Below are 14,732 nucleotides of genomic sequence, written 5' to 3'. Positions count from 1 at the left end.
ATGACCCACCCAATTCACGAACCGGGCATTCGCGTCAGCCTCGCCGAGCTGATCAAGATGCGCCATCGCGTGCGTGAAGTGCAGTTGTTTTCAACGCCCAACCAGCGCAGCCCGCTGATTGGCCTGCACCACTCGAAACTGCGCGGACGCGGTGTGGACTTCGATCAAGTGCGGGTCTATCAGGCCGGCGACGACGTGCGAACCATCGACTGGCGCGTTACTGCACGCACCCAGGAGCCCCACACCAAGCTGTTCCATGAAGAACGCGAACGGCCGATTTTCATCATGGTGGAACAAAGCCGCCGGTTGTTCTTTGGTTCCGGCCTGATGTTCAAATCGGTACTCGCCGCCCAGGCCGCGAGCTTGATCGGCTGGGCGGCGCTGGGTCACAACGACCGGGTCGGCGGGCTGGTGTTCGGTGATAACGAGCACTACGAGATCAAGCCACGACGCAGCAAGCAAAGCCTGCTTCAGTTGCTCAACCGTCTGGTACGGGTCAATCAGTCGCTGCGCACCGAAAGCGAGCCAGACCGTGATACCTTCGGTATAGCCCTGCGCCGCGCCCGGGAGGTGTTGCGCCCGGGCAGTCTGGGGATCGTGATCTGCGATGAACGCGCCTTGTCGGATGCCGCCGAGCAACAACTGAGCCTGCTGTCACGGCATTGCGACCTGTTGTTGCTGCCACTATCCGATCCGCTCGACCATGCCCTGCCCGCCGCCGGTCTGCTGCGCTTCGCCGAGCGTGGCGCACAACTGGAACTGGACACGCTCAACTACGACTTGCGCCAGGCCTATCGCGCTCAAGGCGAAGCGCGCATTGCCCGCTGGGAGTTGCTTGCACAAAAACTGCGGGTACCATTGATGCCCTTGAGCACCCAGAGCGAAATGGTCGAGCAATTGCGCGAATACCTGAACCCACAGCTACGTCCGGGAAAAGCCAAGTGAGCAGCCTGGAACAATTACAGCCCTTGATCACCCCGCCACCTGTTGGCTTCTGGCCGCCTGCGCCAGGCTGGTGGCTGCTGTTGATTCTGTTGCCGCTGATCGGTTTCGGCCTTTGGACGCTGCGCCGCTTTCTACCGAAAAAACGCCCTGTGGCCCGCGCCGAACAACCGCTCGACCCCGTGCGACTGGCGGCTCTGGCCGAACTGGCGCAGATGCCAAAACCCTATGACGGCGCGCCAGCAGGCGCCTGGCTGCAGCAGCTTAACGGGCTGCTCAAACGCCTGTGCCGCAACCATTATCCCTACAGCCAAAGCCATACCCTCAATGGCCGCAAATGGCTGGCGTTTCTCGACAATCGCTGCCCCGCTGCCGGCTTGACCCGCTGGATGGTGCTGGTCGAAGGCGCCTACAAGCCCGAATGCAAACTCGATGACAAGGCCATCGCCGGCCTGACCCAAGCGGTCGACACCTGGATTCGTAAACATGTTTGAGTTCGCCTGGCCGTGGATCTTCGTCCTGCTGCCGTTACCCTGGCTGCTGCGGATGTTGCTGCCGGTGGCAGACAGCGGCGAACCGGCACTCAAAGTCAGTTTCCTCAACGATCTCGAAGGTCTGGCCCGACGTCGTGCCCGGGCTAACCTTCCGGCCTGGCGCCAGCAGGCGCCGTTCATTTTACTCTGGCTGCTATTGCTGATCGCCGCTGCCCGTCCGCACTGGCTGGGCGAGCCGTTACCGATTGCCGCCAGTGGCCGCGATCTGTTGGTGGCGGTGGATGTCTCTGGTTCCATGGACTTTCCCGACATGCAGTGGCAGGACGAAGACGTCAGCCGCCTGACGCTGGTCAAGCGCCTGCTCGGTGACTTCCTCGAAGGCCGCGAAGGCGATCGCGTCGGCTTGATTCTGTTCGGCAGTCAGGCCTATCTGCAGGCACCACTGACGTTTGACCGACGTACGGTGCGGATCTGGCTCGACGAAGCGCGAATCGGTATCGCCGGCAAGAACACCGCCATCGGTGATGCCATCGGCCTGGCCCTCAAACGCCTGCGTCAACGTCCAGCGCAAAGCCGGGTACTGATCCTGGTCACCGACGGCGCGAACAATGCTGGCCAGATCGCCCCGATCACCGCCGCGCGGTTGGCCGCCGAAGAAGGCGTGACCATTTACCCGATTGGCATCGGCGCCGATCCGGAGCAAAGCGGCACGCTGGGCTTTCTGGGGCTGAACCCCAGCCTGGACCTTGACGAGCCTGCCCTGAAGGAAATAGCCGAGGTCACCGGTGGACGCTATTTCCGCGCCCGCGATGGCGAAGAGTTGCGAGCGATCAAAGAAACCCTCGATCGGCTTGAACCTGTTGCACAACAACCGACCCAGGCCCGCCCGGCCCAGGCGTTATACAACTGGCCGCTGGCCGCGGCGTTGCTGCTGAGCATGCTGCTGGTGATCCGCCAGCGTTGGCCGGACAACCCGGTGCAGCGTTTATTCACCAAGGAGATTTTCCTGCACCAACACCCTGAATGGCGCCAGCGACTCAAGCGCCTGCGTCTGCGGAGGCGCCGATGATCGCGCTCTGGCCGCACTGGTTCCGTCCCTGGTGGCTGCTACTGTTGCCGCTGCTGGGATGGTTGCTGTGGCAACTCTGGCATCGACAAAAACGCGCCGGACGCTGGCAGGTGATTCTGCCCCCTGCGTTTCACGCGACATTGCTCAGCGGTGGCAGGGGCCATGAGAGCAAATTGCCATGGGTCGCCCTCGGCCTGGCCTGGACCCTGGCGGTATTGGCGCTGCTCGGCCCGAGCTGGCAGCGGGTTGAACAGACCAGCCAAAAGCCGGCCGACCCGCTGGTGGTATTGCTCGAACTGACCCCGGAAATGCTTGCCACGGACGTTTCGCCGAACCGCCTGGAGCAGGCCAGACGCAAGCTGTTGGACCTGCTGCAAAACCGCAGCGATGCGCAAACCGCGATTGTCGTCTACTCAGGCAGCGCTCACACCCTGGTGCCGTTGTCGGATGATCTGGCCACGAGCCGCAACCTGCTGGAAGCGCTGAAACCGTCGATCATGCCCCAGATAGGTCATCGCGCCGATCTGGCGGTGAAAAAAGCCTTGACCCTGCTTGATCGCGGCACCCTCGGTCAGGGCCGGATATTGCTCATCGGTTCATCCCTCACCGAGCAGGAACGCCAAGGGATTCGTCAGGCACTCAGCGGCCAGGCACCAGAGTTTTCGATATTGGGTATCGGCAGCCGCGCAGGTGCGCCGGTCGCTCAGGAAGGCGGCAGTTTCCTCAAGGATGCCCAAGGCGCAATTCTCGTCGCGCGGCTGGATGGAGCAAGCCTCAAGGCCTTTGCCAATGAGCTGGGCGGTCGCTATCGGCAGGCACGGCTGGACGATAACGATCTGCGCGGCCTTGGCCTGTTCAACGGCCCGCAAAGCTTGCGCAATCAAGGCCAGACCCTGCACCTGGATACCTGGGCCGATCAAGGCTATTGGCTGTTGCTGCCATTGCTGCTGCTCGCTGCCTGTGCCGGACGACGGGGCTGGCTGTTTTGCCTGCCATTGCTGTTCATGCTGCCGCAGCCGGGTTACGCCTTCGAGTTCAACGACCTCTGGCTGCGCCCGGATCAACAGGGCCAGCATTTGCTTGAGCAACAACGCCCGGCCGATGCCGCCCGGCATTTTGAAGACCCACAATGGCAAGGTTTCGCGCTCTATGAAGCCGGCAATTATGCCGCTGCCGCCCAGCGTTTCGCTGAAGGCAACGACGCCCGCGCCCATTACAATCGTGGCAACGCACTGGCCAAAAGCGGTGAGCTGGAAGCTGCGCTGGATGCCTACGAACAGGCACTGGAGCGCCAGCCGGATTTGCAGCCAGCACTGAGTAACAAAGCCCTGGTGGAAAGTCTGCTTAAACAGAAACAGCCACCGGCGCAGAGCGAACCGAACAAGACCGAAGGTTCTGACGCCGAGCAAGCCACGCAAAACCCGCCACCCGGCGCGGCGACGCCGCCCCCGACCAGCGGTGAACAGAAAACCGAGACGCAGAACCCGTCGTCGACCAGCGAACCTCAGGCACACGGCACACCGCAACCGGGCAATAATGAAGTGCCGGGCAGCGAGCTGGGCGACGAACACACCACCACGCCGCCCATCAGATCGGCCGAAAACAACTTCGACGATGAGCGCCGACAAGCGCTGGAACAATGGCTGCGACAAATTCCGGACAACCCGAGCGAACTGCTCAGACGCAAATTCTGGTACGAACAGCAACAACATCAGGATCAGGGAAAAATTCGATGACCCGCTTCACCGCCCTCTTGCTCGCACTCCTTCTCTGGACCTGTCAGGCCCTGGCTGCAGGGCTGGTCGCCAGCGTAGATCGCAGCCGTTTGAACTCTGGAGAAACCATTGAACTGACCCTCGAATCCAGCGATGCCACGCTGTTCGGCAAACCCGACCTGACTCCGCTGGATGCACTGTTCGAAGTCCGCGGCACCCGCCAGATCAACCAACCCACCACCTTGGGCGGTGACAACCGTGCCACCACCCGCTGGATTATCACCCTGCTGCCCAGACACAACGGCACCGTGGAGATCCCGTCGTTGCAACTGGGGGAATTCAAAAGCCAGCCGATCAGCCTGCAGGTGATCGAAAGCGAAACCCAGGACAGTGCCAACAAACTGGCGCCGGTGTTCATCGATGCCAGCCTCGATCAGGACAGCGTCTACGTGCAGGCCCAGGCGATCCTGACCCTGCGCATCTACCACTCGGTGTCACTGTATGACGACAGCAGCCTGACACCCTTGCAAATTCCCGATGCGCGAATCGAACAGTTGGGTGAGTCGCGCACCTACGAAAAAGTCATCAACGGCCTGCGCCATGGCGTGATCGAAATGCGTTACGCGATCTTTGCGCAACACAGCGGCGAGCTGAAGATTCCAGCGCAGATATTCAGCGCAACCCTGGTCGACGCTCAACCATCCCAGGACCCGACACCCCAGGGTCCGAAACAAGGCAAACTGATACGCGTCAGCTCCACCGAGATCCCGCTGACGGTCAAAGCCAAACCTCTCGACTATCCGGCCGACGTACCCTGGCTGCCGGCACGCAGCCTGAGCCTGAGCGAAAGCTGGAGCCCGGAGCCGGATCACAGCCAGGTCGGCGACTCTCTGACCCGCAGCCTGACGATCAAGGCTGAAGGCCTGTCCAGCTCACAACTTGCACCCCTGCCCACCACCGATGTCAACGGCCTGCGCCGTTACCCGGACCAACCGATACTGAGCAACAAGAGCGGCGAGCGTGGCCTGATCGGCAGTCGCGAAGACCGCGACGCTCTGGTGCCGACCCGCAGCGGCGCAATCGAGCTGCCAGCGGTGGAAGTGGTCTGGTGGAACACCTTTGAGGATCACCTGGAACGCAGCAGCCTGCCGGCCCACACTCTGCAAGTGGCGAACAACCCGAGCCTGGTGGTCGACACCCCCACCAGCAACACACCGACCGGCTCATCGACTGACTACGCAGAACTTCGACGCTGGCAGCTCAGCACCCTTATTCTGGCCTGCACCACCCTGCTCGGCTTCGGTCTCTGGTGGCGCGCCCGTTGGCAACCGGCGATCCTGCGCACGGCGCAGACAGGCCCAAGCCCGCGCACCCTGCTCGACGATATCAAACGCGCGAGCCTGGCCAACGACCCGCAAGCAACCCGACAAGCGTTGGACGCCTGGGCCCGGCAACAACCGGAAACCCTGGCCGATATGGCCGCCCGCTACGTGCCGCTGTCCGACGCACTGGACGGCCTGAACGGGGCGCTCTACAGCGAAACCGGCCAACACTGGCAAGGCGAGGAGCTGTGGCGGGTGATCCGCGCCATCCCGATCACCGAACGCGTTCAGGACCCGGTTGGCGACAGCGGCCTGCCGCCGCTTTATCCGAAATAGTGGAGAGTAATTTCTGGCTCCGCATTTTTCCCGTAGCAGCTGCCGAAGGCTGCGTTCGAGCGCGAAGCGGTCGTAAAGTCAGGCACTGCGGTTTTACAGGTTAACCGTGGACACATGATTTACGACTGCTTCGCCCGAACGCGGACCGAGCCGAACGCAGCCTTCGGCAGCTGCTACGGGTCGCGCGAATCCACATCAACCGCGCCCTTACAGTTTTTTGCCAGTAAACTCTTTGCCCTTTCGCCGCTATCATTTTTCCCGCGGCCACACCTCATTTTTCAAGCGGAGTTTGCCTTGCGTCTGTTTCACACCTCCGACTGGCACCTTGGGCAGAACCTGCACGGCCAGGAACGCGACTTTGAACACGCCTGCTTTCTCGACTGGCTGCTTCGCCAGCTTGGTCTGGAGAAGCCCGATGTCCTGCTGATCGCCGGCGACATCTTCGACACGGTCAACCCGCCGGTCAAAGCCCAGGAACGCCTTTACGACTTCATTGTCAGCGCCCACGAGCAACAGCCATTGCTGACCATCGTGATGATCGCCGGCAACCACGATTCCGGCTCGCGCATCGAGCTGCCCGCGTCCTTGATGCGGCGCTTGCGCACTCACGCGCTGGGGCGGGTGTTGTGGCTCGATGACGGCCAACTGGATGCCGAGCGCCTGCTGATCCCTTTGCCCGATGCAACCGGAGAAATCGCCGGCTGGTGCCTGGCGCTCCCGTTTTTGCGTCCGGCAGAAGTCACCGGCGCGCATTTGGGTGACGACTACCTGCGCGGCATCGGCCAGGTTCATGAATGGCTGATCGCCGCCGCCAACGCCAAACGCCAACCGGGGCAGGCGCTGATCGCCATCAGCCACGCGCACCTGGCCGGCGGTTCGGTTTCGCAAGACTCCGAGCGCAGCCTGATCATCGGCAATGCCGAAGCGTTGCCCGCCAGTCTGTTCGGGCCGAGCATCAGCTATGTCGCCCTCGGCCATTTGCACAAACCGCAAAAGGTCAACGGTGAGGAACGCATTCGCTACAGCGGTTCGCCGATTCCACTGTCATTTTCCGAGATTGGTTATCAGCATCAGATTCTCGACATCGAACTGGCAGGTGAAACCCTGCTCAGTGTCGAACCCCGGCTGATCCCCCGCGCCGTCAACCTGCAACGCCTGGGCCCTGCGCCATTGGCCGAGATATTGAGCCAGCTGCAAGACCTGCCGAATATCGACCTGCTGGCCGATCTCCAGCGCCAACCCTGGCTGGAGGTGCGGGTTCGCCTCGACGAGCCGCAGCCGGACCTGCGCCAGCAAGTGGAAACAGCGCTGCAAGGCAAAGCCGTGCGCCTGGTACGAATCGCCGCCGAATACGCCGGCAATGGTGACCGTGAAGGCGCCGATGAAGGCACTCAGCTGATCGAGCTGGACCAACTCACACCCCAGGAACTGTTCAGCCGAGCCTGGATGGACAGCTATGGCAGCGAGGTCGACGAACAGACCCTCAACGACTTCGCCGTGCTGTTGCAAGACGTTCAACTGGAGAGCGAACAGCCATGAAAATCCTCGCGATCCGTTTGAAAAACCTCGCCTCGCTGGCCGGCCCCTTTGAAATCGACTTCACCGCCGAGCCCTTGGCCAGCGCCGGCTTGTTCGCCATCACCGGGCCTACCGGCGCCGGCAAAAGCACCTTGCTCGATGCCTTGTGCCTGGCGCTGTTTGGTGCAGTGCCGCGACTCAACAACACCGGGCGCGACGCCAAAGTGCCGGATGCGGACGGTGAAATTGCCACGGGCGATCCGCGTACGCTGTTGCGTCGTGGCACCGGTGACGGTTATGCCGAGGTGGACTTTCTCGGTATCGACGGTCGTCGCTATCGCGCACGCTGGGAAGCCAACCGGGCGCGGGAAAAAGCCAATGGCAAACTGCAAGCCAGCCGCCAAAGCCTGCGCGACCTGGACACCGATCAACTGCTGGCCAGCCAGAAAGGCGAGTACAAAACCCGGCTCGAAGCGGTGCTGGGCCTGAATTTCGAACAGTTCACCCGCGCGGTGATGCTTGCACAGAGTGAGTTCAGCGCCTTCCTCAAGGCTGATGACAACGACCGCAGCGAGTTGCTGGAAAAACTCACCGACACAGCCCTCTACACTCGCCTCGGCAAGCGCGCCTTCGATAAAAGCAAAGACGCCCGCGAAGCCCACAAGCTGTTGCAAGACCAGGCCACCGGTGTCACGCCGCTGGAGCCCGACGCGCGCGCCGAGCTCGATCAGCGTTTCAATGACGCTCAACAGCAACTCAAGACGCAACAGGCGCAACTCAAACAACTTGAGTTGCAGCACACCTGGCTCAAGGAACTGCGCCAGTTGCAAGACGGGCAGCAGAGCGCCGCCGAGCAACTACAGCAAGCCCAACAGCATTGGGACGGTCAGGCCAGCGAGCGCCTGAATCTGACCCGCCTGGAGCAACTGGCGCCGCAGCGGCATCAGTTTGCCCGCCAGACAGAACTCACCGCCCTGCTCAATCCGCTGGCGGTACAAATTCAGCAACACAGCCAGCAGCAGCTTGATCTGCAAACCCGTCAGGGCCAGCTCGAACAAAGCCTGCTGGATGCTCAGACCGCCCTGGCCGACGCACAAGCCCGACAAACCGCTGGCGCGCCACTGCTACGTCAAGCATTTGAAGAACAAAGCACCCTCGTGCGCCTGACCAAGGATCTGGGCCAAGGTGCAGCGCTCAAGCAACAAACGGAGCTGGCCTGCACCCAAGGGCAAAGCGCAATCCAGGCCATGTTCGAGCAACAACGTCTGGTCGCCGAGCGCCTGACTAAAATCGCCGAACAACTTGAACACAGCGCGTCTCTGGCACCGCTGGGCGAAGCCTGGAATGCCTACCGCGATCGTCTGCAACAGTTGGTGCTAGTCGGTAATCGTCTGAATCAGGGACAGGCCGAACTGCCTCAACTGGAACATCGCGCCGCCACCGCCGCGCAGCAACTGGGCGAGCAACGCAAACAGCTCGAACTGCTCTACCGCGAAGCCGCCGCCGAGCCTGAAGCGGTGGCCGAGCAGATCCAGATTCTCGGCAGCCTGTTACAAGACAACCGTAAGCAGCAGCGAGCCTTCGAAGAGCTGGCGCGGTTGTGGGCCAGCCAGCAACAAATGGATCAGCGAGCGTTGGAACTGCAACAGCGCCAGCACAGCGCGCAACAAGAACGCGAGCGCCTGACCCACGACGGAGTTCAGGCCAAGGCCGAGCTGACGGTTGCCGAGCAAACCCTGAACGTCACTCTCCAACTGCTGGAGCGTCAGCGCCTGGCTCGCAGTGCCAGCGTCGAAGATCTGCGCGAGCAGTTGCAGGACGACCAGCCCTGTCCGGTCTGTGGCAGTCACGAACATCCTTACCATCAGCCTGAAGCCCTGCTGCAAAGCCTGGGTCGTCACGACGAAGGCGAAGAAGCCAATGCGCGCAAAGCTGTCGATACGCTGAAGGCAAAGCTCGATGAGTTGCGTTCCGACGTCGGCGGCGTTATCGCCCGGCAAAAGGAACTGCTGCAACAGCTGGAGCAACTCGCCCCCCAGCAACAAGCGCTGGCCCTGAGCCTGGAAGCGCACCCGCTGTGGGGGCAACTATTGGCCCAGGACACCGGCAAGCACGATGCCTGGCTCAATCAGCAAACCAGCCAGCTGAACCAGAGCATCGCCCAGGATGAACAGCGCCAGAATGCGCTGCTGACCTTGCAGCAAGACGCCGCACGCCTCCAGCAACAGCTACGCACCGCCGAGGAGGCCAGCCAGCAGGCTGCCCAACAATTAGCGGAACAACAACGGCAACTGGCCGCAGACCGCCAGCGCCTGGAGGAAGAGCTGTCAGCTTTCAGCACCCTGCTCCCGCCCGATACGCTAGAAGGTTTGCGCCGGCAGCCAGCCGCGACCTTCATGCAGCTCGATCAGCAGATTGCCCAACGCCTGGAACACCTTGAGCAGCAGCGCGACGAGCTCAGCGAACAGCAGCAGCGTCAGCAGTCGCTGGATAAGGAACAGGATCGTCAGCAACTGCGCACGCAGCAATCCGATGCCGCGCAACAGCAGTTCACCGCCCTCGCCGATCAGCAGCAAGCCTGTCAGCAAAAACTGCGTGGGCTACTGGGTGAACACGCCAATGCCGAGCAATGGCAGCAGCAACTGGATCAGGCCGTCGAACAGGCACGCAACGCCCAGACAATGGCCGACCAGGCGCTGCAAGAAACCCGTAGCCAACTGATCCAGCACGGCGCGGACCTGAAGGCCAAGCAAGAGCGCTTGCACTCCCTTGAGCTAGAGAGCCGAGAGTTGAGCAGCAAAATCGCCGACTGGCGCCAGCGGCATCCCGAGCTGGACGACGGCGGTCTGGAACAGTTGCTGGCCTTCGACGACGAGCAGATCAGCCAGTTGCGCCAGCAGTTGCAACACAGCGAAAAAACCATCGAACAAGCCAAAGTTCTACTGCATGAACGCGAACAGCGCCTGCACCACCACCAGGCGCAGCACAATGGCAACCTCGATGCCGAACAGCTGGCCAGCGCCCTGAGCGAACTGCAAAGCCAGTTCACCGCCACTGAACAACTCAGCGCCGAACTGCGTGCCCGGCAAGCCGAAGACCAACGCCGGCAGAACGCCAATCAGGTACTGGCGCAACGCATCGCCCAGGCCTACAGCGAATGGCAGCGCTGGGCACGGCTGAATGCCTTGATCGGCTCGGCCACCGGTGACACCTTTCGCAAGATCGCTCAGGCCTACAACCTTGACCTGCTGGTGCATCATGCCAACGCGCAATTACGTCAACTGGTGCGCCGCTATCGCCTAAGGCGCGGCGGCAGCATGCTCGGTCTATTGGTGATGGATACTGAAATGGGTGACGAACTGCGCTCGGTGCATTCGTTGTCCGGTGGCGAGACGTTCCTGGTCTCCCTGGCGCTCGCCCTGGGCCTGGCGTCGATGGCCTCCAGCACGCTGAAAATCGAATCGCTGTTTATCGATGAAGGGTTCGGCAGTCTTGATCCTGAGTCGCTGCAACTGGCGATGGATGCACTCGACGGTCTGCAGGCGCAAGGGCGCAAGGTCGCGGTGATTTCCCACGTGCAGGAAATGCACGAGCGAATCCCGGTGCAGATTCAGGTCCGCCGCCAAGGCAACGGCCTGAGCACACTGGAGGTGAAATGAGTACGCCGACCCTCTATTCCTTCCGTCGCTGCCCGTATGCGATGCGTGCGCGCATGGCCCTGCGTTATTCAGGTGTGAGCGTGAACATTGTCGAGGTCAGCCTGAAAGCCAAGCCTGCCGAAATGCTCCTGCTGTCCAGTAAAGGGACGGTGCCGGTGTTGAACGTTAATGGCCGGGTAATCGAAGAAAGCCTGGAGATCATGCGCTGGGCGCTGGAACACCATGATCCGCAGGATTGGCGGCTCAAGGACGACCTCGCGGCAAAGCAAGCGAGCGCCGCGCTGATCGAAGAGAACGATCAGGTGTTCAAGCGCTATCTGGATCGCTACAAGTACGCCGATCGCTATCCGGAGCAGCCAATGGAGCATTACCGCGCGCAAGGCGCCGTTTTTTTACAGAAGCTCGATGACCTCTTGCACAAGCATGTCTATCTGGCAGCCGATCACTTGAGCCTCGCGGACATCGCCCTGGCGCCGTTCTTGCGGCAGTTTGCTCATGTCGATCAGCACTGGTTCGCACAGACGCCGTATCGGCATTTGCAGGCATGGTTGCAGCGATTTCTGGAGTCAGAGTTGTTTATCGGGGTGATGGCCAAAGAAGCTGCGCCACAAAACCCGTAGCAGTTGCCGAAGGCTGCGTCCGGCTCGGTCCGCGTTCGGGCGAAGCAGTCGTAAATCGGCATCCCGACTCATCCAGAAAAATTGCGGTCAATCATTCTACGACCGCTGCGCGACCGGACGCAGCCTGGCGGCAGCTGCTACAGAAGGTTCGTCGCTTCTGAAATCCGCCTAAGCCACCACCGGCCTGGCAAACACACTGCACATTTGCAACGCCGAGCAATCCACTTTGAACGGGCCGAAAAATGCGGCTTTCGGCTTGATCGGCGGATTACCCGCCAGCAGCCCCAACGCCTTGGCGGTTTGAATGTTGTGGGCGATGTTGTGATTGCATTCGATGGCCCGGGCCAAAGAGCCCGCTGAACCCTGCCCGATCCCCAGCAACGAAGAGCCGTTGGTCAAGAACGCCAGGAAGGCAATGACCCAAAGCTTGCCTCCTTTCATAGCGTCGCCACTCCCACAGTCTGTGCCTGTTCGGCAGTGACGCTTTGTGCGCGATGTTCAAATTGAATGGCTGGGTAAGCCACTTGAATCGGCGCGTCGACCCAGGCTTTAGTCTGTGCCGACAGCGTGACCACGATGATTATGGCCACGTACAAACCGATGGCGACGTACGCACCGTGTTTGGCAGAGGTAAGAAGTGTGCTGGCCATGGGATTCTCCGTGGGCATGTTTCAATGCCCACAGATTCGATCAAAAAACCGGCAATGAATAGCGACCTTTATGCATAGTAGCTATCAGCTTTATTGATCTTTAATCCGACGTGTTTTAGTCCTGCAGCAAGCTCATTAACCGCTCGCGCGCAGCATCCGGCTCGTCTGGAACAGGCTGGGCAGCCGACAAAATGGGGGTGGAATAGAGGAACAGAAGAACCACTGCCAGACGCATAACCATGCTGTCGATCCCTTGGAGAGACTGAGTCAATAAATTAGCGTCAAATTTAAACACATGGCCATGTGACATTACCAAAGGAATTTGCACTCGGCGCACAAATCAACAGCACAGCGCTTTATGCAGGAGCGACATCACTCTTGGTCCCGGTCGACGAAAATAATCGCCGATCGGAGTAAGTGACTTCGCTCCTGCATAAATTCTTCAATGCCGAGTTTTCAGTGTTGGATCTTGTGATCCAGTGCGGCGTAGAAGTTGGCGCTTTGTTGCAGGTATTTCTGGGTGTAGGTATGGGTGCTGGATTTTCTATCGCTGATCTCAACGCTGGCACTGGCTGGCAAAGCCACGGTAGCCGAGATAGCGGAAGCAGCGATGACGGAGAAGAGATTGAAGTTCATGGCGGTAACCCTCGTGAATTCAGTTGGCTTGCTTGCCCGGGTGGGCCGTGAAGCAAACTTACGCCCGAGGTTCGGCGCGTTGAAATGCTTTGCAGCAGTAGCGAATATCAGCGTCATTAATAGAAGTACGCAGGCCCCGACCTTCGGGGCCTGCGGCCTATTGACGCAGCAGAAACCTGATATTGCTGGGGGAATCGAAAGGCAGTTTTTGTACGGTTTTGCCTAACAAACCAGTCTTGGCGTCCCGCTCCAGCACGACGATATGGTTGCTTTTCTGGTTGGCAATCAACAAGAACTTGCCGCTCGGATCGAGGCTGAATTCGCGCGGATGATCACCTTCTACCGAGCGTCGCTGGATTTCCTTGAGCTCTCCCGTCGCAGGATCAACGGCAAACACCAGCAACTGATTGGCGCTGCCACGGTTGCTGACGTAGAGAAATTTGCCATCCTGCGATGCATGCAGCGCGCCAGCGGCTTTCTCTTGCGCAGGCCGGTTGGCGGCCAGTTCGACCATCTGCCGCTGCACAAGCTTGCCTGCCTGATAATCGAACACCGCTACTTGCGCGCTCATTTCCATCGTCAACCAGGCATGCTTGCCATCACCGCTGAACAGCAAATGCCGCGGCCCGCTGCCCGGTGGCAATTGCACCGAAGCTGGCGGAGCGGCGGTCAACGGCTGCTCGGGGCTGGCTTTGGGGTCATAACGGTAGACAAAGATCTTGTCCGCCCCCAGGTCACTGGCAAACACAAACTGACCGTCCGGCGATGACACCGCCGAATGCACATGGGCTGACATCTGCCGTTCAGGATTGACCCGACTGGACGGATGACTGCTGAGTTGCACCGGCGGTGCCAGCTTGCCATCAGCCGCCACAGGTAAGACCGCGAGGCTGCCACCCGGATCTTCCAGCACCGAATAGTTACTGACGAACAGGTAGCGCCCGTCGGCGCTCAGACTGGAGTGAGTCGGCTCATTGCCCAGGGACTGGACCTGATTGATCAGGTTTAGCTGATGGTTCTTCGGCTCAATAGAAAAACTGCTGACACGGCCGACCGGATCGCTCTGACCGGGGCCGTTCTCGTTGACCACAAACAGTCGCTGCTGATCCTTGGACAGGGTCAACCAGGACGGGTTGGAGCTCTTCACCACCTGCAACGGTTTGGCATCGAGCTGACCCGTGCGACTGTCGAACTGCAGGCGATAGAGGCCCTGGCTCTGGCCCTGGGTGTAGGAACCGACCAACAGCTCATAGTTATCAACCGGTGCAGCCTGCACGGACATCGCCCCCACACTACCAGCCATCAGCAATGGCCAGAAGTTACGCATCCTCATGCTCATCGTCCTCTTCGTCTCCGGCGCTGAATGCGCTCATGCACACCAGTCGGTGTTCGCCGGAGTCGCCGGTGATGGTCCAGCTTTGCAACGTTTCATCAAAGGTCGCGGCTTGAACCTGGGCCACGCTGAAACTCCAGCGTTTGGCTGCCCGGCCGTCCATGCATTCGATCTGCAACTGGCTGTCATCGAGGGAGAAATCAAAAGCATGCAGCCCGTCGATTTCCAGCATGTCGCAAGTTTGGAGGGCGGTCAGCAAGGTGTTGGTAACGGCAGTCATGGCGATCAATCATCAATTGGAAAGGTGCAATGATAGCTGGTCGTGCAAGGCGAGGCATGATCGTTCCCACGCGCAGCAAAGGAATGCAGCCCGTGACGCTGCGCGTCACATTCAAGAGCGGACGCAGAGCGTCCAGTGAGGCATTCCCACGCAGAGCG

Annotated in this window: 14 protein-coding genes; 8 read left to right on the top strand and 6 right to left on the bottom strand. The window is 60.6% G+C overall.

The genetic code is table 11. The features are described from left to right. The 8 genes from AC07UI_RS05230 (at position 1) to AC07UI_RS05195 (ending at position 11,675) form a co-directional block, all read left to right on the top strand. Positions 1-945 carry a DUF58 domain-containing protein gene (locus AC07UI_RS05230; RefSeq protein WP_494991482.1) on the top strand — a complete coding sequence of 315 codons (945 nt, stop codon included), beginning with the start codon at positions 1-3 and terminating at the stop codon, positions 943-945. After that, positions 942-1,436 (top strand): DUF4381 domain-containing protein, encoded by a 495-nt coding sequence (locus AC07UI_RS05225; RefSeq protein ID WP_494991481.1) that lies wholly within the window; start codon positions 942-944, stop codon positions 1,434-1,436. Before AC07UI_RS05230 ends, AC07UI_RS05225 begins: the two co-directional genes overlap by 4 nt. Next, positions 1,429-2,505, top strand: coding sequence for a vWA domain-containing protein (locus tag AC07UI_RS05220; protein WP_494991480.1), 1,077 nt, complete (start codon positions 1,429-1,431; stop codon positions 2,503-2,505). The genes AC07UI_RS05225 and AC07UI_RS05220 overlap by 8 nt, the downstream gene beginning before the upstream one ends. Beyond that, on the top strand, positions 2,502-4,241 hold the full coding sequence (locus AC07UI_RS05215; protein WP_494991479.1) for a vWA domain-containing protein: 1,740 nt from the start codon (positions 2,502-2,504) through the stop codon (positions 4,239-4,241). Before AC07UI_RS05220 ends, AC07UI_RS05215 begins: the two co-directional genes overlap by 4 nt. Next, entirely contained in the window at positions 4,238-5,878 is a 1,641-nt protein-coding gene (locus AC07UI_RS05210) for a BatD family protein (RefSeq protein ID WP_494991478.1), read from the top strand. Before AC07UI_RS05215 ends, AC07UI_RS05210 begins: the two co-directional genes overlap by 4 nt. Positions 5,879-6,172: 294 nt before the next feature. Continuing rightward, complete coding sequence (locus AC07UI_RS05205; RefSeq protein WP_494991477.1) at positions 6,173-7,417, top strand: exonuclease SbcCD subunit D C-terminal domain-containing protein; 1,245 nt, start codon at positions 6,173-6,175, stop codon at positions 7,415-7,417. Beyond that, complete coding sequence (locus tag AC07UI_RS05200; protein ID WP_494991476.1) at positions 7,414-11,055, top strand: AAA family ATPase; 3,642 nt, start codon at positions 7,414-7,416, stop codon at positions 11,053-11,055. Before AC07UI_RS05205 ends, AC07UI_RS05200 begins: the two co-directional genes overlap by 4 nt. After that, on the top strand, positions 11,052-11,675 hold the full coding sequence (locus AC07UI_RS05195; protein WP_494991475.1) for a glutathione S-transferase: 624 nt from the start codon (positions 11,052-11,054) through the stop codon (positions 11,673-11,675). Before AC07UI_RS05200 ends, AC07UI_RS05195 begins: the two co-directional genes overlap by 4 nt. A 168-nt stretch (positions 11,676-11,843) precedes the next feature. Here AC07UI_RS05195 and AC07UI_RS05190 read toward each other — a convergent pair whose 3' ends face one another. The 6 genes from AC07UI_RS05190 to AC07UI_RS05165 all read right to left on the bottom strand — a co-directional run bounded on the left by AC07UI_RS05190 (position 11,844) and on the right by AC07UI_RS05165 (position 14,574). Continuing rightward, positions 11,844-12,116 (bottom strand): hypothetical protein, encoded by a 273-nt coding sequence (locus tag AC07UI_RS05190; protein ID WP_494991474.1) that lies wholly within the window; start codon positions 12,114-12,116, stop codon positions 11,844-11,846. Next, a complete protein-coding gene (locus AC07UI_RS05185; RefSeq protein ID WP_494991473.1) occupies positions 12,113-12,325 on the bottom strand; it encodes a hypothetical protein in 213 nt (70 codons plus the stop codon). The genes AC07UI_RS05190 and AC07UI_RS05185 overlap by 4 nt, the downstream gene beginning before the upstream one ends. Positions 12,326-12,440: 115 nt before the next feature. Then, the gene (locus AC07UI_RS05180; protein ID WP_494991472.1) at positions 12,441-12,566 is read right to left on the bottom strand and encodes a hypothetical protein; all 126 of its coding nucleotides are present in this window, start codon (positions 12,564-12,566) and stop codon (positions 12,441-12,443) included. 215 nt (positions 12,567-12,781) lie between these two features. Beyond that, positions 12,782-12,961, bottom strand: coding sequence for a hypothetical protein (locus tag AC07UI_RS05175; RefSeq protein ID WP_494991471.1), 180 nt, complete (start codon positions 12,959-12,961; stop codon positions 12,782-12,784). Between the two features lie 157 nt (positions 12,962-13,118). After that, positions 13,119-14,294 carry a lactonase family protein gene (locus AC07UI_RS05170; RefSeq protein WP_494991470.1) on the bottom strand — a complete coding sequence of 392 codons (1,176 nt, stop codon included), beginning with the start codon at positions 14,292-14,294 and terminating at the stop codon, positions 13,119-13,121. Further along, positions 14,281-14,574: a DUF5629 family protein gene (locus AC07UI_RS05165; RefSeq protein WP_494991469.1), complete on the bottom strand. Its 294-nt coding sequence runs from the start codon at positions 14,572-14,574 to the stop codon at positions 14,281-14,283. The genes AC07UI_RS05170 and AC07UI_RS05165 overlap by 14 nt, the downstream gene beginning before the upstream one ends. Positions 14,575-14,732: the final 158 nt, after the last annotated feature.

The organism is Pseudomonas sp. GW821-FHT04C07, assembly GCF_059420325.1.
Note: the sequence above shows the minus strand (reverse complement) of the source record. Positions and strands in the feature narration are given on the sequence as shown.